Raw genomic sequence first — 18,617 nt, forward strand, 5'->3', positions numbered from 1 at the left:
AATCCGCATTTTCCTGACGCTACCCCATCTTTAATATTTACATAATGTTTCCAACGTGCTATGGTGTATAGGTTCTATTCATACTAAGTTAATAGGAATTGTAGAATATAACAAGGAGGATGATTGGATTGGACTTATTCACTTTGGTGAACATCATTATTTTGTTAGCCTTATTGGGCGTGCTCTTTTATATGCAAAAGAAGCATGTTTCCTTTTCCAAGCGTGTGCTGACTGGATTGGGACTCGGTATCATACTCGGAGTCGTACTGCAGTTGATTTATGAACCAGCATCCGAAACCATCATCATGACGAATGACTGGTTCGGCTTGGTGGGAAGCGGTTATGTGAAGCTATTGCAAATGATCGTCATGCCACTGGTCTTCATTTCGATTGTAGCTGCGTTCACCAGACTCGAGAAATCATCGAATATCGGTAAGATAAGCGGGCTTGTCATCGGAACTCTGATGGTGACGACAGCCATTGCTGCAGCTATCGGTATCGCGGCAGCTGCCGGGTTCGATTTAAAAGCAATCGATGTTGCGGCAGGTGATGCCGAGATGACACGCGGGGAAGAATTGGAAACCAGCTTGACAGAAGTACAAAGCACAACCATTCCGCAAAAAATATTGGAGTTCCTGCCAGCAAATCCATTTTTGGATCTGACCGGTGCACGGGCCACTTCCACCATTGCGGTTGTTATTTTTGCTGCTTTTGTTGGGGTAGCCTACTTAGGAATCAAGAGGAAGAGTCCGGAACAAGCAGCATTTTTCCAGAAAATGATTGAATCCTTGCATAGTCTTGTCATGCGCATTGTTACATTGGTATTGCGTCTGACACCTTACGGAATTCTTGCTTTGATGGCAAAAACGGTTGCAGGGAGCGACTTTCAAGCAATCGCGACATTGGGTAAATTCGTCATTGCTTCTTATGCAGCGCTGATTGCCATGTTCCTTGTCCACTTGCTGATCCTTACTATAATGGGGCTCAGTCCGAAACAATATGTCAAAAAGATCATGCCAGTTCTGGTATTTGCCTTTACATCCCGTACGAGTGCAGGAACCTTGCCGCTGAACGTCGAGGCACAAAGGAATAAATTAGGTGTTCCTGAATCGATCGCCAACTTCTCGGCATCCTTTGGTATCACTATCGGACAAAACGGCTGTGCGGGTATTTATCCAGCGATGCTCGCAGTCATGATCGCGCCTACCCAAGGTATCAATCCGCTATCTCCGTCATTCATTGCGACTTTGATCGTCGTCGTCATGATCAGTTCATTCGGTGTTGCCGGTGTCGGAGGGGGCGCTACGTTTGCCTCTTTGATCGTTTTATCTACGATGAATCTGCCAGTTGCTTTGGCAGGTGTATTGATTTCAATCGAACCGCTGATCGATATGGGCCGAACAGCGCTGAATGTAAGTGGATCCATGGTATCAGGATTGGTGACAAGCCGGACACTTGGTGAATTGGACACAAAAACTTATCGTTCCGATGAAGCTGCAGCTGATAGCATGGCACGCTAAAGTCGAGGCCGTGACCCTAAAAAAGCCGCTCCTAATGTGAGCGGCTTTTCTAATGCAATGAAATATCTATTATATGATGGAACGGTATGCGAATCGGATATAAGGAGTCCTTTGTATCCAAGAGCAAATATCGTTCAGATTGCATCAGACCTGTCACGATTCCAAAAGCGTTTTCTACTTGTTGCCCTTTTCTATACAGCATACGGACCTTCGTTTTCCCCACCTCGATATCCCGCACCTTCTGCTCCAGTTCTTCCAGCTGCTGCTCATCCATGATTGGCGGCTTTGCCTTGCCGATTTCCCGCCCCATGTGCTGCAGCATTTCCACATGCTCCGGCAGCATTAAAGATGTCCATTTGATTTTGCCCCGATCATTCACCATATCTCATTCCTCCTGCTAACAGCATAATCGAACACACGTTCTTTTTCAAGTGACATAGAACGTATGTTCGTATATAATGATTGTATAAACTCGGTAAAGAAAGCAGGGATCCAAATGGACAGAGCATCGTGGATAAGATTTCGGGAGCAGCAGGTTATGATGATATATATGGCGAAAGATGGCTCCTTGACGAAACGTCAGGTGAAAATTGAAAAGATCAATGAAGCATCTGTGACAGGTTATTGCCATTTACGAAAGCAGCTTCGTACTTTCCGGATGGACCGGATCCTTGCCATTCAGCCAATCAAACGGCAAAACACGTGGCGCATGTCCTCTTGAATCCTGTCATTCACCCACTATCTCCTTCCTGAATAGATTACTAGGGAACCCAGGAAAAGGAGATCCTGCAATGGCAATTTTGTCCGATGGGACCAGTTCCCACCATTACCCCAAGGCTTCTTGGCAGCAAGAAGCACTGCTTGCCTTTCAGAATGAATTATCCGACCAGCAATCCAGATTCCCTTGTATACCGGCTACAGTCGGACTCAGGCTTGGTCAGTTCCGTTTTGGTTTTGCGGGCGATCCGGCTACAAATGAGGCAGCCGAACAGCTGGCTGATTTATTGAATGTATATGGACAGCAATCAATGGGGTTTGGCCCTTATACTTCCCTGATTGTTTTCTTTGATACAACAAAGCAGAAGGAGCTTGACTTGGATGTGCCTTCTTATTTTCGTATTTACTGGGACTTGCTCAGCAGGACAACGGTTTATGATCCAGCCAGCTGGCCGAACGATATCCCTGAAAATCCTGAAGATGCGTTGTGGGAGTATTGTTTCGGAGGAGAGAAATACTTCATGTATTGCGCAACGCCCGCGCATCAGCAAAAGAAAAGCCGGAATTTCCCATGCATGATGCTTGCCATCACACCAAGATGGGTGCTGAAGGAATTCGAATCGAAACCCAAAACCGCTGCCGCTATCAAACGGGAAATAAGAGCGCGCATAAATGCCTACGATGAGAGTGACATCCATCCAGATTTGAACGCATATGGCAGCCCTAATAATCATGAATGGAAGCAATATTTCCTTCATGATGACAATACCTCTCCTCCCAAATGCCCTTTTCACAGAAACAAGCAAGACTGATGGATTCTACCCGTTCTTCCCATACCACCCCTTTACAAATCATGCTAGAATGATAGCAGGGGGAATACGTATGAAACTATTGCATACCGCTGACTGGCATCTTGGTAAGATTGTCAACAGCGTACATATGACAGAAGATCAGGCCTACATTTTGGAGCAGATCAAAGTGATAATTGATAGGGAACAGCCTGATGCGGTCATCGTAGCAGGCGATTTATATGATAGGGCAATTCCACCGCGTGATGCAGTGGAATTGCTGAATGATACATGGAACTGGCTGGTCGGCGAAAAGGAAATTCCCGTATTGTCGATCAGCGGCAATCACGACAGTCCGGATCGTCTGGATTTTGGCAGTCAGCTATTCAGAGCGAGCAAACTATTCATCGAAACGAAGCTGCGGCAGGGAATGCAGCCTGTCACCTTGAAAGATGAGCATGGTCCTGTACATTTTCACCTTATCCCGTATACGGAACCAGCTGATGTACGGGCATTTTTCGACGATGAGAGCATCACGACCCACCAGCGGGCAATGGAGCGCATCATTACTTATATTACCGATACGTACGATATGACTGAAAGACATGTATTTGTTGGACATGCCTTCCTTGCTGGAGGTATGGAATCCGACTCAGAAGAGCGGTTGTCGATGATCGGAGGAAGTCCGTATGTGGATGCAGCTCTTTTTGAACCGTTCACCTACGCGGCTTTTGGACATCTGCATCAAGCACAGCGAATCGGCAGTGACCATATCCGTTACAGCGGTTCACCGCTTAAATATTCATTTTCGGAAGCGACCCATAAAAAATCGGTCACGATGGTGGAACTGGACGCTGCCGGATTTCATTCATTCGAGAAGATGGACCTCATCCCCAAACGTGACATGCGTATCGTTGAAGGCTACTTTGATGAGTTAATGGAAGGGACGGCAGGAAGCAAAGACGACTACCTGCATATCAGAATGTTGGATGATGGACAGCTGCTGGATCCAATGGGTAAACTTCGCAAGCTTTATCCGAACATCCTGCGGTTGGAACGCAAAGCAAAGACTGGGGCAAGTTCCATGTCCGATATCCAACAAATCAAAGAAAAGCAACGCATGTCACATATGCAGCTGTTTGCCGCCTTTTATGAGGAAATGAAAGGTGAGGCTATACCGGAACACCGTCAGAACCACATGGAAGCAATCATCCAGCGACTGGTCGAGCAAGAGAGGAGAAGTTGATATGCGTGCCATCACTTTACAAATGACCGCTTTCGGTCCTTATCATAAAGCACAGACTATCGATTTCAGGGAGCTTGGGGCAGAATCCATCTTCTTGATCACAGGTCCGACCGGGGCAGGAAAGACAACGATTTTTGATGCTATTTGCTATAGCTTATACGGACGGGCCAGCGGCAGTGACCGTGATCAAGATTCCCTCCGCAGTCATTTCGCAGAACCAGGCGAAACGACAGAAGTACGCTATCGCTTTGCACTTCGCGGTACGGAATACGAGATTATCCGCTATCCGAAACAGCAAAAGAAAAAAGAGCGCGGCGAAGGTTTTACAGATGATCCGGCAAGAGCGGAATTTTATGAATGGAAAGACGGAGAAAAGGTCCTGATTTCGTCCAGGGTCAAAGAAGTAAATGAAGCCATCGAAGAAAAAATCGGCCTTGACTATGAACAATTCCGCAAGATGATCATGATTCCCCAGGGAGAATTCCGAAAACTCATCTCGGAAAACAGCAAGGAAAGGGAAGAAATCCTCCAGCGCATCTTCCGCACATATTTCTATGAACGAATGACAGAAGCACTGAAGGATGAAGCGAAGCAATTAAAGGAAAAGCTGCAGCAGACAGAATGGAAAGAACAGCAGCAAATCAGCAAAATCGAATGGCGTACCCAAGCGCCGGCTGAATCTGACAGCGTACCAGAAACAATGCAGAAGCTGCAGCTTGAATTAGAAGCTATTACCGCTAGCATAAAGGAAGGTGAGCAAGAGCTTGTAAAGCATAAAAAAAACTGGCAGGAACGCCAGCAGCAATATTATGAAGCGAAGCAATTGCTGGATACATTCAAACAGCTTGAACAAGCACTTGTACAAAAAGAGCAGCTTGAACAAAAATCACCTGCCATCGAACAGAAAAAGCAGCAGCTTGTGAACATGGAGCAAGCAAGCCGTCTGCTTCCATACGAACGGCAGCTTGCTGCTAGGAAACAGGAGTGGCAGCGCCAAACAAAAGCACTGCAGGAGACGAAAGAAAGAAAAGATCTCATAGAAAAACAGTACATTACGATCAAATCTTCTTACACTAAGGCAAAAGAGCAGGAGCCAAAGCGCCTGAAACGGCAAGAACAACTTCAGTTGGAGAAGCAGCAGCTCGAGCAGTGGAAGGAATACGAGAAACGTAAACTGGAATTGGTTCGTATCCAAAAGACGCTGGAAGATAAACAACAGCGATTGCTCAAATTACATGATGCACATGCAGATAAAAAAACTAAACAAAGTAAACTCGAACAAGATTTAAGCGGGGAAGCTGCGCTGATCCAGGCTTTCTTTGAGGAACAAGGGACGTATGAGAAACTCGAACGCCAACTGGAAGAAGCAGTACGATTGAAAGAATCTTTCCTACAGTTGCAGGAAATGCGTACCGTCTATCAGCAGACCAAGCAGCTTTTGCTGGATAAAGAAAACGATGTACGCAGGCTTCGGGAGGAAATCGCGAAGATGGAAGAAGCCCAAGCTGCCCATCATGCCGCCCATCTTGCCGGTCAGCTGGCAGAAGGAGAACCTTGCCCTGTATGCGGATCCAGCGTCCATCCTTCCCCAGCCAAGATAACTGCGCATATCCAATCATTCGAGCTGTTGAAACAAAAGAGAATGATGCTTGATGAAGCCCAGCGTGCATATGATGAAGTACAGAAAAGATATGTAGAAGCAAAATCGAATGGGCAGGCAATCAGGCAAGTAACCGATGAGCTTTATCGGAACATTACCGGAGAAACGTCATTCGATCACACTGAACTGGAACAATTAAAAACCCGTATCCAAACGGAAAGAGACAAAACGGCAGCTTCCTTACGCACCAAACAAGCAGAGAGGAAGCAATTCGAGCAGAAAAAACAGATGCTCGACCAACTTAAACAAACGCTTGTTCAAGAGGAGAAGGCAGCAGAGGAGCTCCAAGTTGAACTGCGCAAACTGGAAGAAACCTACCATCGCGCCGAAGCGGAAGTAAGTTATCAACGGAAGCAGCTTCCTGAGGTGCTTCAGGATCATGCCGAATGGGAACAGAAAATCAAGCAAGAGGAAGCGGCAATCGAAGCCGCATTCAGGAAATGGGAAGAGCTGCAGCACCAGTACGAGGAGATTTCCAGAAGCAAAGAGCAAATAGCGGCCGCTTTGGAGTCGACGGATAAATTCACGGCTGACTTGGAGCAATCGTACCAGCAGGAGGAACAAACGTTTCTTGCTAAGCTTGGAGAAGCTGGTTTTGCCAATACGGAAGCATATCGATTGGCCAAGGGTACGGAACAAGAAATAAAGATTCTCCAGAAAGAAGTTGATTGGTATGCGCAGCAGCGCATTAGTGTCGCTGAACAGATAGAAACTTTGCGTAAGCAGACAGATCAGCGAGAAAAACCAGAGCTGGTTGTATTTGAGCAAGCTGTTACAGAAGCAGAGCAACTAGTTGAAGCGAAGAATAGCAGCTTGAATGCAGCAAAGAGCTACGCATCCCATCATGAAAATATCATGGCATCCTTGTCACAGCTCCAGGAAGAAGCAGCCGATCAGAAGGCACAGTATTATGATATTGGCGAGTTGGCTAATCTGGCCAAAGGCGACAACGGCCTGCGTCTTTCCTTTGAGCGCTATGTGCTGACAAGCTTCCTGGATGAAATCATCCTTCAAGCGAATATTCGATTGGAAGAAATGACCGATCATCGCTATCAGCTGAAGCGAAGCGGACAAATCGCCAAACGCGGTGCCCAAAGCGGTTTGGATCTTGAAGTAGTCGATCATCACACCGGTCAGGAACGCCCGGTCAAGACATTATCCGGCGGTGAAGGATTCAAGGCAGCCCTTTCCCTTGCACTTGGAATGTCCGATGTTGTCCAGGCGCATGCCGGCGGTGTGGAATTGGAAACATTATTCATTGATGAGGGGTTTGGGACACTTGACGAGGTGTCACTGGAGCAGGCCATCGACAGCTTGAAAGGACTGCAGGCAAGTAATCGGGTGCTCGGCATTATTTCCCACGTGCCGCAGCTGAAAGAAGAAATCCACACGAAATTACAGATTGACACTTCCCCCAAGGGATCATCTGCGAAATTCATTTTCCAGTAAGGAGGAAAAGATATGGGAACACCAATCAATTTTGATACTGTCCTGCGTACAGAAGGTAAAGAAAAACGGATTGACAGCAAAGAAAATATTTTTCAGCTCGAGCTTCAGGGTTATCACTTATTTCCCCTGCATCAGGTCATCGATATCACGCGTGCGAAAGATACCGATGAAATAGGCAGAGCGATCATTGTCGAATTGACGTTGAAAGAGGAGCGAACCATTTGTACGTATCAGCTTGTTTCGTTATCAAGCGTCAATTAATGACAAAAACAGTTGTTCCAAAAAGAAGATGGAAGGGGAATCTTGCGCTTGCCCGGGAAATAGAGAGCCGATCAGGGGAAATATATTGCCTCCATGCAGAATAGAATGGAACAAAATACTTCTTGCTTGCGTAGACTGATAGAAATATTGACGTGAGAAGAGGTATGAGAATGGCAAGAAATCCACTCGGTCCGAATGTTTTTGGACGACGCAGCCAGCCAGCTGTCCGGCGAGATCCGTTTCTTCCCAATCAAAGAGGTTTTGAGCAGACTTCGCGTTCCAACGGCGGGCTGCCTGGTATTCTGCAAAGAATTCTGAACCGGGGAAATGGTGCACAGACCCCGGCAGCGCTTCCAGCGGCAAGCAGTAGCTCTTCCAGTGGAATATCGTTACTTGACATGCTGAATCATACACAAAATGCACTGAAAGCGGCGGAGTCCTTCATGCCGATGGTACAGGAATATGGACCGATGGTGAAGAACTTGCCTTCCATGCTGAAAATGATGAAAGCCTTAAAGGACATCGATTTTGACGAAGAAGAGGAATCTGCATCCGAGACGGAAGAAACAGATAAAAACAAGCAGGAAAACGAAGAGCAAATTTCCGTCCAAAAGGAAAAAGAGAAACGTTCTGAGCAGAAAGCAAAGCAAACCAAGTCTGGAGAGTCCCTTCCAAAATTGTATATTTAAGCGTGCTACTTGATTTTTTTCCGCAAAAGAGGAAAATATATAGCATACATTGAAGGAGGGATTTATCGTGGCATTACAACACGCTACTTTTGCAGGAGGCTGTTTCTGGTGCATGGTCGAACCATTTACGGAACGTCCTGGTATCGAATCCGTAGTCTCCGGTTATACAGGCGGCGACAAACCGAATCCCACATACGAGGAAGTGTGCTCGAACACGACCGGCCACGTCGAGGCTGTCCAGATTACTTTCGATCCGGATGTTTTTCCTTATGAAAAGCTGGTAGAAACATTTTGGCAGCAAATTGATCCGACAGATGCAGGTGGTCAGTTCCACGACCGTGGTGAATCTTATAAAACAGCTATCTTTTATCATGATGAACAGCAGCGGCAGGTGGCAGAAGCATCCAAAGCGAAGCTTGAGGAGAGCGGACGGTTCCAAAAAGATATCGTTACCCCGATCCTGCCTGCCAAGCCGTTTTATCCAGCAGAAGAAAAACATCAGGATTATTACAAAAAGAACAGGTACCATTACAAGATGTACAAGCGTGGATCCGGCCGGGAGGACTTCATCAAGCAGCATTGGAGTCCCAAAAAAGACAAAGACAAGCTAAAGGAAATGCTGACTCCGATCCAATACCATGTCACGCAGGAGAATGGAACGGAACGTCCTTTTGAGAACGAGTACTGGAACAACACCAATGAAGGAATCTATGTGGATGTCGTATCCGGCAAAGCATTGTTTTCTTCCAAAGATCAATATGACGCTGGATGCGGATGGCCAAGCTTCACCAAACCACTCGATTCTTATGAAGTGAAGGAGAATATGGACCTTTCACACGGGATGGTGAGAACAGAAGTCCGGGCAGCAGAAAGTGATTCCCATCTTGGGCACGTCTTTGAGGATGGCCCAAAAGCGACAGGCGGTTTGCGGTATTGCATGAACTCCGCAGCAATGAAGTTCATCCCTGTCAGCGAAATGGAAAAAGAAGGTTACGGAGAATATTTGTATCTCTTCAAGTAAATAAATACAGCAACAGCTCTGCTCTTGTTCGCTACATGATGGAACAAGAGCATTGTTTTGGACAAGGAGTATGAGAATGGATTCCACATTATTAATTGAATATGGCTGGATTCTTCTGGTTCTGATCGGACTGGAGGGGTTGCTTGCAGCTGATAACGCGCTTGTTATGGCGCTCATTGTAAAACATCTTCCAGCTGAGCAGCAGCGAAAAGCTTTATTGTATGGCCTGGGAGGAGCGTTCATCTTCCGATTCGCCTCCCTATTCTTTGTCAGCTTCTTAGTGAACATTTGGCAGATCCAGGCATTAGGTGCTCTTTATTTGCTTTATATTTGTATCTCGAACCTTATCAAGCTGAAGAAAAACGGTGGAGAGGAAGAAGCCGACAGTCCATTCAGCAAGAAAAACTCCGGTTTCTGGATGACTGTTCTGAAAGTGGAACTGGCCGACATTGCTTTTGCAGTGGATTCCATCCTGACAGCCGTGGCATTGGCAACATCCTTATCAGCTACGCCGCTGCCGCATATCGGGGGAATGGATGGCGGACAATTCCTGGTCGTATTAGCAGGCGGTATGATAGGATTGATCCTAATCCGGATTGCAGCTTCTTATATTGTAAAAATCCTGGACAAACGTCCTGGTCTTGAGGCAGCAGCTTATTTGATCATTGGATGGGTTGCGATCAAATTGGCCATCCACACATTGGCGCATCCTGCTTTGGTAATCATTCCAAAGCATTTCCCTGATTCTGCCGGGTGGAATGCAACATTTTGGATTGTGATGGCCGTCATCGCCATCGGCGGATGGTTCTATAAACCGAAAAGCGAAAGGTCTTGATTTCAATGGGAGGAAGCGGTCCATTACGTTCCATCTTGAAGTCTTATCTGATTGCCGTCATAGGCGGTGGTCTTTTCACCTTGCTTCATTTGCCATTACCCTGGATACTCGGCCCGGTAACTGGCCTTTTGCTTTCCAAAATCATTTGGAACAACAAGACTGCCGCTTCCCAGCCGCTCCGTAAAATTAGTTATTGGCTGCTTGGTATCCAGATCGGCAATACGTTTACGGTACATACATTTCACAATGTACAGCCTTATTTATTGATCTATACACTTTTGACATTGCTTTTGATTGTCATTTGCATGGTCAATGCCTATGTAGTCAGTAAATGGGTGAATGTCGATATGAAAACAAGCATGCTCGGGAGCATACCGGGCGGTTTGTCTGCTGTATCGGCACTCAGTGAGTCCATGAAGGCCAATACTGGACTTGTGACGATATTTCAGACGATACGCCTTGTCAGCATCCTTTTCATCATACCGTTCGCAGCCACCCACTTATTCATGGATGGAGGTACTCAAAGTGCAGTACAACTTCCTCAGACGGAGCAAGGAGCTTGGTGGACGATCGGGTTATATGGCATCATGTACATCATCGCACGTTTGACAAACCGATTCATTCCGTCCTCTTTAGTTATTGTACCGATGCTGCTTACAGCGATACTGCAAGTCAGCGGAATGCATCTGTATCAGTTCCCGCATTTATTTTTCGTCGCAGCCCAGTTGACAATCGGTGTCTATTTGGGTCATTCTATCTCTATAAGGGATTTAAAAAAAGCTGGCAGACTTTGTCTCTATTATACAGGTCTGTCTTTGCTGCTTATTTTGCTTTGCTTCGGACTAGGGCTTGTATTCAGTATGGTCACTTCATTGAACATGGCCACCTCTGTCCTCAGCATGGCGCCGGGCGGGCTCGTTGAGATGGCATTGACGGCCCAGACGACAGGAGGAGATCCGTCCATCGTCAGCTCCTTGCAGACGATCAGGCTGCTGCTAGTCGTCCTTGTGCTGCCGGTGCTGCTCCAGTGGACGCTGCCGAAGCTCGAGAAACATCAACGGAAGGAAGAAATAGGATGATACACAAACATTGGCAAGATACGGAAACAATCAAACAAGTGGAATGTGTCCACACGAATGCAAAAAAATATGTCGTGAATACGACGCTGACACCGGGGAAGATCTATGATGTAAAAAATGAAACGGAAGAATTCATTTTTATTGTCGATAATACAAATCGTGTTGGTGCTTTCCGGAAGGATTATTTCAAGGAAGTGTAATAAATTGGCAAGTTAAAGGCTAACCTAGTAAAGGTTAGCCTTTTTATGTTGGCTGGTGTTTTTCAGTGCTTGTAATTGTTCGATGGTTAACCGATAATAAGGCTATGCATAGCTAGAAGGAGATGGGGCTTGTGAAAAGGATCATTCTTGTTCGTCATTGTAATGCAGAAGGACAGCACAAAGACTCGCCGCTAACGTATGAAGGTATTAACGAAGCCCGGATGCTTGCTGCTTTTTTGAAACGGCAGGACTATCCGATCCAGCGCATCCTCTCCAGTCCCTTCTTTCGGGCCGTCGAGACAATCAAGCCTTTCGCTGATGCAGCCGATATACCGATCGAGCTGGACCGGCGGCTGCAGGAGCGTATTTTGAGCGAAGAGCCCGTCGACGATTGGCTTGAAGTATTGGAAGAATCATTTGCTGATTTTGATTTGCGGCTGCCCGGCGGCGAATCATCGAATGACGCCAGAATCCGCATACGCTGCCTGCTCGATGAACTCGAAGCAGAAGAGCAGTTGGAAAACGTCGTATTGGTGACACATGGCAATCTCTTAGCGATTTTATTGAAGGAATTTCAGACGGATATCGGATTTTCCCATTGGAAAGGTTTCACCAATCCGGATGTATTTCTTGTACAGCGCGGTGCAGGCAGTTATATGGTGGAACGTATCTGGAATGCTTAACCAGTTTCACTCGTAAGGATGACCATCAATAGGATGCACAGTTTTTCATAGATTGTATCAACTTGTTCAATGGGCAGGGGATTTTCTCCTCTGCCCAGTTCTATTGTAAAACCCGCCCGCAGGTAAGAAGCTATGAACCAATCCTTGAAGCCTGCATAGTTATCCAGTTCCTTTACCCCTTTGTAGCCGCTGAGCTGCTCCATCTGTGATACCATCCTTGCAACGCTAGGTGGCTCTTTTTCCTCAAAGCTCCAGTAAATTTCCTCTCCCTGCGTGTGCAGCGCCACCACTGAATCAAAGTTTCCTGCGTTGACAAGCTCATACATCCCGATCGATTCCGGTTCTGTCAATGGAGTACGGCCGGGAAAATCACGAGGTCCTGGAAGCTTCGGTTTCCGCAGCTGCTCATATTCCCATTTGGCGGGATATTGCTTATTCAAATCGACTCCAATTATATTTGCTTTCCATCCTTTAAAGTCATTGGAACCTTCATTCAAAAAATGGACAAGTTCTTCATACTCATGTGCAGCCTTGCTGCCATGGATGACAAGATCGACTCCGTCCGGGTTCACCATCGGAACGATCGAAAGTGTCACATCCCGATATAATTTACTTGCCGGATACCCGAAGAATTCTTTGTCATGTGTGACAGCCGCCAAGTAGTCATTGACAAATCGAATCAAAGCCAAAGAAGTGATCCATTCATTTCCATGAAAACTTGCGTTTATGTGCATTCGCTTCTTTCCCTTGCCGATTCGAAGCTCTGTCACCGGTTTTCCCAATATGGACTTGTAAATTGTACGCATTGTGAAAAAGGGGAAAAGCTGGTGAAGTGATCGGATATCCTGAAGGCAGGTGGCATAATCATACGGCTGACGGAAACATGTCACTGGCTCGGTCACCCGACGTGGGAGTATGAGCCTTGCCCCCGCGGCAAAATAAGAAGAATCATACAGCAGGTGAACCAGCCGGAGGGGAAGCTTAAAGGCAGATGCTACTTCCGCATCTGACATATCCTCATCAAGCATGACAGATTCGGGGGCATAGCCTGGGACCTGTATGGGCTGTTGCGGCTTTACATGGGTGGATAGAAACGGATTTGCGGCAAACAGTACGTATGTCGGAAGGTGAAACATTGTCGCTACAGTACTCAATTGACAGCCTTCCTGCAGTATTATTTCCATCTGGATCGCCTCCTTTTCTAAATTGTATGTCAAGTATGAAGTAAATATGGTGAGGGGGCAAGCTGTCAAATTGTTGACTGCGCCCGTTGTTATTATCGAATATTGTTGTTATAATTTGAATCGATAGGGTATAAATACATATAGTTCGTTTGTATTTTGCGAAGTCGCAGTATACCTGGAAAGAAAACCGAGTCGGATGGCCGGTTCATTCATAGTAGTAGAGGAGGCTGTACACATGGCTTTTGTCATCACTTCCCCATGTGAAGCGGAAAAAGCCGGCGAATGCATGGAAGTTTGCCCGGTTGACTGTATCGCGGAAGGCAAAGATATGTTCTATATCGATCCTGACATCTGCATCGATTGCGGCGCTTGTGAAGCGGTTTGCCCAGTTGAAGCGATCTTCATGGAAGATGAGGTACCAGCGGAAGAAACCAAGTACATTGAGATCAACCGCAAGTTCTTTCAGGAAAACTAAGAGATCCACTGCCACAAGGCAGTGGATTTTTTTGTTTATCTTTCCTTGATTAAGGTTAAGAGGAACAAAAAAGGAGTTGTCACCATATGTCGACTGACAAACATGCATCTTACTGGATAAACACAAGCAAGCTTCCAAGCTTTGAGAAACTACAGGATGAAACTGAAACAGAGGTTTGTGTAGTCGGCGGGGGGATTGCAGGAATTACAACTGCCTATTTACTTACCAAAAAAGGTTACAAAGTCATTTTGATTGAGGCACTGAAACTCGGCCATGGCACAACCGGCTATACAACAGCTAAACTAACGGCCCAGCACGACCTTATTTATGATCAGTTGATCAGCAAGTTCGGCGAAGGAACTGCACGGACGCATTATCACGCAGCAATGGAAGCCATCGATTTTGTACGAGAGACAGAAAAAGACCTGCAGGCAGACTTCCAAATGAGCGTGGAACCTGCCTACGTTTATACAGACGACAAAAAGAATGTCCGACAGATCGAGAAAGAATGGGAAGCCTATGAGAAACTAGGCATACCAGGCGGTTTGGAAGATGAGATCCCTTTGCCTGTTTCTGTACGCAAAGCGGTAAGGATGGACAATCAAGCGCAATTCCATCCACTTCTATTCCTGCAAGCAATGACAGAATATATCAGCTCAAATGAAGGCCGGATTTATGAAGATACACGTGCTGAAACGATTGTAGAAGGGGAATATGCGACTGTCAAACTGAAGGATGGAGGCAGCATTACAGCTAAGCATGTCGTAATCGCTACCCATTTCCCATTTTATGATTTCAAAGGCGCTTACTTCGCACGTTTGGATGTTGCCAGATCGTACATCGTGGCGGGGAAAAGCCCGTATACGTATCCAGGCGGCATGTATATTTCGGTTGATAATCCTTCTAGATCAGTAAGGAGTGCCAAGGATAATAACGGAGATACGATATGGCTGTTAGGCGGTGAAGGACATCGCACTGGTAAAGGGAAAGAAATGAAAGAGCATTACAGCAACCTCCGTAACTGGGGGCGTTCCAAACTGGATATGGATGACTTTGATTATAATTGGTCATCGGAAGATTTTATGAGCCTCGATTCGCTATTTTATATCGGCCGCTTAACGAAACGGACACAGAATCTGTATGTTGCTACGGCATTTCGCAAGTGGGGCATGTCCGGCGGTATCACGGCGGCGAAGGAAATAACTTCTTTAATAGATGACGACAAAAGCTTGTACAGCGGTATATATGATCCTGCACGGCAGGACGCGGTGAAAGGAATCACGAATCTAGCAAAAAATATGATCGAAGTAGGTACAGAGCTTGTCTTTGGCAAAGTGGAAAAGACAGAAAAATTCATTGATGATCTAAAGCGTGGCGAAGCGGGTAAAATTCGCCGTGATGGCAAACTGATAGGTATTTATAAAGACAACGAAGGAATTGTCCATAAGGTCGATACCACATGCACCCATATGGGATGTGAGGTTCACTGGAATGACGCGGAAACGACTTGGGACTGTCCATGTCACGGATCGCGCTTTTGGGCAAGTGGCGAAGTCATCGAAGGACCAGCTGTTAAAGATCTGAAAAAAGCAGACTAAAAAAAGCCCGGCTGATTGCCGGGCTTTATCTAACTTCAAAACGTTCAAAACCTTGCTGTTTGTCTAAGTATAGTACATCTACATTCCTAACCTTCACAAACCGATTAGGACCTTTCCTGATTTCGCTGATGAACTTTTCCACATGCTCAGGATTCCCTTCTACATTCACTTGAACTGTGCCATCGGCTTCATTCCGCACAAATCCTACTAAATCAAGATTACGGGCTATTTCTGCTGCAGATAACCGGAAACCGACACCTTGGACCTTGCCACCAACCACGATTTGTACACATTTCATCCCTATACCGCCTCCTTACAAAAAGTCTTCCCTGATAGCGTATACAAAAAACATCTGATTAACACGGCATTTCTTTGGCAAAAATGGTGTTATTACAACACATGGAGGCTAATGATGACACATAATAAAAGTTATTGGCGCGAAAAGACAGATATTCCAGAGTTTGATTCGCTCCGTTATGATACGGAAAGTGACATTGTCATTATCGGCGGAGGAATTACCGGTATCGTTACGGGATATATGTTAGCTAAAAAAGGGCGTCAAGTGACCATTCTCGAGGCAGACAGTCTTTATAGCGGAACGACCGGCTATACGACAGCAAAGCTCACAGCACAGCATGGGCTGATTTATGATGAATATATCCAGCATTTCAATATGGATACTGCCAAGACGCATTATGAAGCATGTATGGACGCAATCAGTTTTGTCAAAGAGACAACGTCAGCTCATGACATTGATTGTAATCTGACAAAACAGGATGCTTACATCTATACGAAGGAAAAGCAGAACGTCAAAAAATTGGAGACAGAATATAAGGCGTATCAAAAGCTTGGAATTCAAGGGGAGCTGTCCGACACCATACCGCTTCCCTATGAAGTGAAAAAGGCATTGATCATGAAGGAACAGTATCAGTATCACCCATTGAAATTCCTTAATGGTTTGCTTCAAGTGTTCCTCGAAAATGGAGGGAAAGTATATACAGAAACGCCGGTCGACACGATTGAAGAAGGGGAAAATCCGATCGTCGTAACAAAAAGCGGATTGAAAGTAACGTGTAAGAAAGTCGTTGTAGCCTCCCATTTCCCTTTTTATGATGGACAGGGCTTCTACTTTGCCAGATTATATCAAGATCGATCTTATGTTGTAGCCGCTAAACCAAAGAATACCTATCCGGGCGGCATGTACATCAATGCCGACACACCTACACGGTCCGTCCGCAGCATCCAAACAGAGGAACATGGTACTTTGCTCCTGATCGGCGGCGAGTCTCACCGGACAGGAGAAGGATATCCTGAAGAAACGTATTATAAAGAACTGACGGACTTTGCAGCTTATTTGGATACGGAAACACCGATTTATATGTGGTCCGCACAGGATACCGTCACATTGGACAATCTCCCATATATCGGATACATCAGCAAGGGCAAGGACAATATCTTTGTCGCCACCGGCTTTCGTAAATGGGGTATGACAAGCGGTATCGTTGCCGGCCTGGAAATTACGTCGCTCATCGACTCGGGCATCAGCCGCTATAAAAATATTTATCAGCCATCGAGGTTTCATGCCGACCCGGATTTGGGTAGTGTAACTAAGAATGTAATGGAAGTGGCAAAGGAATTTGTGATTGGTAAATTGGAACAGCCTTACGAGTATATTCCGCATCTGAAGCGAGGGGAAGCGACTAAGGTTCGATTCAATGGTTTACTGCTGGGTGTCTATAAAGACAAAAGCGGCGAAATACATCAAGTCGATACGACATGCACGCATATGAAATGTGAAGTGAATTGGAATAGTGCCGAATCTAGCTGGGATTGTCCTTGTCACGGATCGCGCTTTACCGGAACTGGTGAAGTTATCGAAGGACCAGCGAAAAAGCCTTTGAAAAAATTGGATCGCGGGCTTAATGGTTAACACCATGTTTATTTACACATTCTCAAATCTTCCTTAACACCATATTGTTTTTCATTGCAGCACCGTTAGCATATAATTGTTAACGAACGTACCAAGAAATATTGATGTCACAGGAGGGATGAGTCATGAAAATTGTTGTAGCTGGTGGAGATGGTTTTTGTGGATGGCCGACAGCGCTTTATTTGTCCAAGCAAGGTCATGATGTAGCAATCGTCGATAACCTAGTAAGACGCAAGTATGATGAAGAACTACGATCCAATTCCGTCACACCAATTTATTCCTTGGAAGAGCGGGTCGCAAAATGGAAAGAGAAGACCGGTAAGGAAATCAAGACGTACATAGGCGACTTGAATCATTATGATTTCCTGTCAGAAGTATTCCGTCAAGTTCAGCCTGATGCATTCGTACATTTCGCAGAACAACGCTCAGCTCCGTACAGCATGATCGATCGTGAGCACGCGGTTTATACGCAGCAGAATAATGTGATCGGTAACTTGAATGTGCTCTTTGCAATCAAGGAATTTGCCCCATCTTGTCATCTGATCAAACTTGGTACGATGGGAGAATACGGTACCCCGAATATCGATATTGAAGAAGGATATATCGAGATTGAACATAAAGGCAGAAAGGATAAGCTGCCATTCCCGAAACAGCCGGGATCTTTTTATCATTTATCCAAAGTGCATGACAGCCACAACATCATGCTTGCCTGCAAAATCTGGGGCATCCGAGCAACTGATTTGAACCAAGGAGTTGTATATGGTCTTCATACCGAAGAAACAAAGCAAGATCCGGTATTGGCAAACCGCTTCGACTATGATGGTGTCTTCGGGACAGCACTGAACAGATTCCTCGTTCAAGCAGCTACCGGTCATGACATCACAGTCTATGGCAGCGGTGGACAGACACGAGGCTTCTTGAATATTACAGATACGATACGATGCGTGGAAATCGCTGCCGAAAATCCAGCAGATGCCGGGGAGTTCCGGGTATTCAACCAATTCACGGAAAGTTTTTCTGTGAAAGAGCTTGCTGAGAAAGTACAGAAAGTAAGCCGGGAACAAGGTCTTGATCCTCACATCACATCTCTTGATAATCCGCGGGTGGAAGCTGAAGAGCATTATTACAGTGCGGTGAATACACGACTTCGAGATCTCGGCCTCCAACCGAATCTTCTTACAGATGACGTGCTACGAGGCATTTTGGAGACTGCGATCGAACATAAAGATCGCGTAATCAAAGAAAACGTGCTTCCGACGGTTACGTGGAAATAGGAGCATAC

At 45.9% G+C, this 18,617-nt stretch carries 19 protein-coding genes; 16 read left to right on the plus strand and 3 right to left on the minus strand.

Annotated features, from left to right (window positions below; translation table 11 throughout):
• Nucleotides 1-128: 128 nt before the first annotated feature.
• A complete protein-coding gene (locus BLQ53_RS16470; RefSeq protein ID WP_425288316.1) occupies nucleotides 129-1,520 on the plus strand; it encodes an L-cystine transporter in 1,392 nt (463 codons plus the stop codon).
• 49 nt (nucleotides 1,521-1,569) lie between these two features.
• On the opposite strand, the gene BLQ53_RS16475 is transcribed toward BLQ53_RS16470, so the two are convergent.
• The gene (locus BLQ53_RS16475) at nucleotides 1,570-1,902 is read right to left on the minus strand and encodes a YolD-like family protein (protein ID WP_093728410.1); all 333 of its coding nucleotides are present in this window, start codon (nucleotides 1,900-1,902) and stop codon (nucleotides 1,570-1,572) included.
• Nucleotides 1,903-2,058: 156 nt separating this feature from the next.
• Here BLQ53_RS16475 and BLQ53_RS16480 point away from each other — a divergent pair, with 156 nt between their 5' ends.
• The 11 genes from BLQ53_RS16480 to BLQ53_RS16530 all read left to right on the plus strand — a co-directional run bounded on the left by BLQ53_RS16480 (nucleotide 2,059) and on the right by BLQ53_RS16530 (nucleotide 12,148).
• Complete coding sequence (locus tag BLQ53_RS16480; protein ID WP_244499375.1) at nucleotides 2,059-2,241, plus strand: WYL domain-containing protein; 183 nt, start codon at nucleotides 2,059-2,061, stop codon at nucleotides 2,239-2,241.
• Between the two features lie 70 nt (nucleotides 2,242-2,311).
• Nucleotides 2,312-3,049 (plus strand): YqcI/YcgG family protein, encoded by a 738-nt coding sequence (locus tag BLQ53_RS16485; protein WP_093728412.1) that lies wholly within the window; start codon nucleotides 2,312-2,314, stop codon nucleotides 3,047-3,049.
• Nucleotides 3,050-3,119: 70 nt separating this feature from the next.
• Nucleotides 3,120-4,271, plus strand: a complete 1,152-nt coding sequence (locus BLQ53_RS16490; protein WP_093728413.1) for an exonuclease SbcCD subunit D — start codon at nucleotides 3,120-3,122, stop codon at nucleotides 4,269-4,271.
• Nucleotide 4,272: 1 nt separating this feature from the next.
• Entirely contained in the window at nucleotides 4,273-7,380 is a 3,108-nt protein-coding gene (locus tag BLQ53_RS16495) for an AAA family ATPase (protein ID WP_093728414.1), read from the plus strand.
• Between the two features lie 12 nt (nucleotides 7,381-7,392).
• Nucleotides 7,393-7,641: a DUF2584 family protein gene (locus BLQ53_RS16500; protein WP_093728415.1), complete on the plus strand. Its 249-nt coding sequence runs from the start codon at nucleotides 7,393-7,395 to the stop codon at nucleotides 7,639-7,641.
• Between the two features lie 170 nt (nucleotides 7,642-7,811).
• Nucleotides 7,812-8,330 carry a VrrA/YqfQ family protein gene (gene vrrA, locus BLQ53_RS16505; RefSeq protein ID WP_170829743.1) on the plus strand — a complete coding sequence of 173 codons (519 nt, stop codon included), beginning with the start codon at nucleotides 7,812-7,814 and terminating at the stop codon, nucleotides 8,328-8,330.
• A 67-nt stretch (nucleotides 8,331-8,397) separates the two neighbouring features.
• Entirely contained in the window at nucleotides 8,398-9,351 is a 954-nt protein-coding gene (msrA, locus tag BLQ53_RS16510) for a peptide-methionine (S)-S-oxide reductase MsrA (RefSeq protein WP_093728417.1), read from the plus strand.
• 76 nt (nucleotides 9,352-9,427) lie between these two features.
• The gene (locus tag BLQ53_RS16515) at nucleotides 9,428-10,186 is read left to right on the plus strand and encodes a TerC family protein (protein ID WP_093728418.1); all 759 of its coding nucleotides are present in this window, start codon (nucleotides 9,428-9,430) and stop codon (nucleotides 10,184-10,186) included.
• Between the two features lie 5 nt (nucleotides 10,187-10,191).
• Nucleotides 10,192-11,265 (plus strand): AbrB family transcriptional regulator, encoded by a 1,074-nt coding sequence (locus BLQ53_RS16520; RefSeq protein ID WP_093728419.1) that lies wholly within the window; start codon nucleotides 10,192-10,194, stop codon nucleotides 11,263-11,265.
• On the plus strand, nucleotides 11,262-11,465 hold the full coding sequence (locus BLQ53_RS16525; protein ID WP_093728420.1) for a DUF6501 family protein: 204 nt from the start codon (nucleotides 11,262-11,264) through the stop codon (nucleotides 11,463-11,465). The genes BLQ53_RS16520 and BLQ53_RS16525 overlap by 4 nt, the downstream gene beginning before the upstream one ends.
• A 131-nt stretch (nucleotides 11,466-11,596) precedes the next feature.
• Entirely contained in the window at nucleotides 11,597-12,148 is a 552-nt protein-coding gene (locus BLQ53_RS16530; RefSeq protein WP_093728421.1) for a histidine phosphatase family protein, read from the plus strand.
• Here BLQ53_RS16530 and BLQ53_RS16535 read toward each other — a convergent pair.
• Complete coding sequence (locus tag BLQ53_RS16535; protein WP_093728422.1) at nucleotides 12,145-13,332, minus strand: M14 family metallopeptidase; 1,188 nt, start codon at nucleotides 13,330-13,332, stop codon at nucleotides 12,145-12,147. The two genes, BLQ53_RS16530 and BLQ53_RS16535, sit on opposite strands and share 4 nt — an antisense overlap.
• A 235-nt stretch (nucleotides 13,333-13,567) precedes the next feature.
• Here BLQ53_RS16535 and BLQ53_RS16540 point away from each other — a divergent pair, with 235 nt between their 5' ends.
• Both BLQ53_RS16540 and BLQ53_RS16545 read left to right on the plus strand, forming a co-directional pair.
• Entirely contained in the window at nucleotides 13,568-13,807 is a 240-nt protein-coding gene (locus BLQ53_RS16540) for a ferredoxin family protein (protein ID WP_093728423.1), read from the plus strand.
• An 86-nt stretch (nucleotides 13,808-13,893) separates the two neighbouring features.
• Nucleotides 13,894-15,405 carry an FAD-dependent oxidoreductase gene (locus BLQ53_RS16545; protein ID WP_093728424.1) on the plus strand — a complete coding sequence of 504 codons (1,512 nt, stop codon included), beginning with the start codon at nucleotides 13,894-13,896 and terminating at the stop codon, nucleotides 15,403-15,405.
• A gap of 25 nt (nucleotides 15,406-15,430) precedes the next feature.
• On the opposite strand, the gene BLQ53_RS16550 is transcribed toward BLQ53_RS16545, so the two are convergent.
• Entirely contained in the window at nucleotides 15,431-15,703 is a 273-nt protein-coding gene (locus BLQ53_RS16550) for an acylphosphatase (protein WP_093728425.1), read from the minus strand.
• 114 nt (nucleotides 15,704-15,817) lie between these two features.
• Here BLQ53_RS16550 and BLQ53_RS16555 point away from each other — a divergent pair, with 114 nt between their 5' ends.
• Complete coding sequence (locus tag BLQ53_RS16555; RefSeq protein WP_244499376.1) at nucleotides 15,818-17,335, plus strand: FAD-dependent oxidoreductase; 1,518 nt, start codon at nucleotides 15,818-15,820, stop codon at nucleotides 17,333-17,335.
• Nucleotides 17,336-17,460: 125 nt separating this feature from the next.
• The gene (locus BLQ53_RS16560; protein WP_093728427.1) at nucleotides 17,461-18,609 is read left to right on the plus strand and encodes an NAD-dependent epimerase/dehydratase family protein; all 1,149 of its coding nucleotides are present in this window, start codon (nucleotides 17,461-17,463) and stop codon (nucleotides 18,607-18,609) included.
• Nucleotides 18,610-18,617: the final 8 nt, after the last annotated feature.

Source organism: Terribacillus halophilus (genome assembly GCF_900101385.1).
In the GTDB taxonomy this organism is placed as follows: Bacteria; Bacillota; Bacilli; order Bacillales; family Amphibacillaceae; genus Terribacillus; species Terribacillus halophilus.

Coding starts and splice junctions, on each gene's coding strand:
- BLQ53_RS16475 (WP_093728410.1), bottom strand. CDS start 1,902: ATGGTGAATGATCGGGGCAAAATCAAATGGACATCTTTAATGCTGCCG.
- BLQ53_RS16480 (WP_244499375.1), top strand. CDS start 2,059: ATGATGATATATATGGCGAAAGATGGCTCCTTGACGAAACGTCAGGTG.
- BLQ53_RS16485 (WP_093728412.1), top strand. CDS start 2,312: ATGGCAATTTTGTCCGATGGGACCAGTTCCCACCATTACCCCAAGGCT.
- BLQ53_RS16490 (WP_093728413.1), top strand. CDS start 3,120: ATGAAACTATTGCATACCGCTGACTGGCATCTTGGTAAGATTGTCAAC.
- BLQ53_RS16495 (WP_093728414.1), top strand. CDS start 4,273: ATGCGTGCCATCACTTTACAAATGACCGCTTTCGGTCCTTATCATAAA.
- BLQ53_RS16500 (WP_093728415.1), top strand. CDS start 7,393: ATGGGAACACCAATCAATTTTGATACTGTCCTGCGTACAGAAGGTAAA.
- vrrA (WP_170829743.1), top strand. CDS start 7,812: ATGGCAAGAAATCCACTCGGTCCGAATGTTTTTGGACGACGCAGCCAG.
- BLQ53_RS16515 (WP_093728418.1), top strand. CDS start 9,428: ATGGATTCCACATTATTAATTGAATATGGCTGGATTCTTCTGGTTCTG.
- BLQ53_RS16520 (WP_093728419.1), top strand. CDS start 10,192: ATGGGAGGAAGCGGTCCATTACGTTCCATCTTGAAGTCTTATCTGATT.
- BLQ53_RS16525 (WP_093728420.1), top strand. CDS start 11,262: ATGATACACAAACATTGGCAAGATACGGAAACAATCAAACAAGTGGAA.
- BLQ53_RS16535 (WP_093728422.1), bottom strand. CDS start 13,332: ATGGAAATAATACTGCAGGAAGGCTGTCAATTGAGTACTGTAGCGACA.
- BLQ53_RS16540 (WP_093728423.1), top strand. CDS start 13,568: ATGGCTTTTGTCATCACTTCCCCATGTGAAGCGGAAAAAGCCGGCGAA.
- BLQ53_RS16545 (WP_093728424.1), top strand. CDS start 13,894: ATGTCGACTGACAAACATGCATCTTACTGGATAAACACAAGCAAGCTT.
- BLQ53_RS16550 (WP_093728425.1), bottom strand. CDS start 15,703: ATGAAATGTGTACAAATCGTGGTTGGTGGCAAGGTCCAAGGTGTCGGT.
- BLQ53_RS16555 (WP_244499376.1), top strand. CDS start 15,818: ATGACACATAATAAAAGTTATTGGCGCGAAAAGACAGATATTCCAGAG.
- BLQ53_RS16560 (WP_093728427.1), top strand. CDS start 17,461: ATGAAAATTGTTGTAGCTGGTGGAGATGGTTTTTGTGGATGGCCGACA.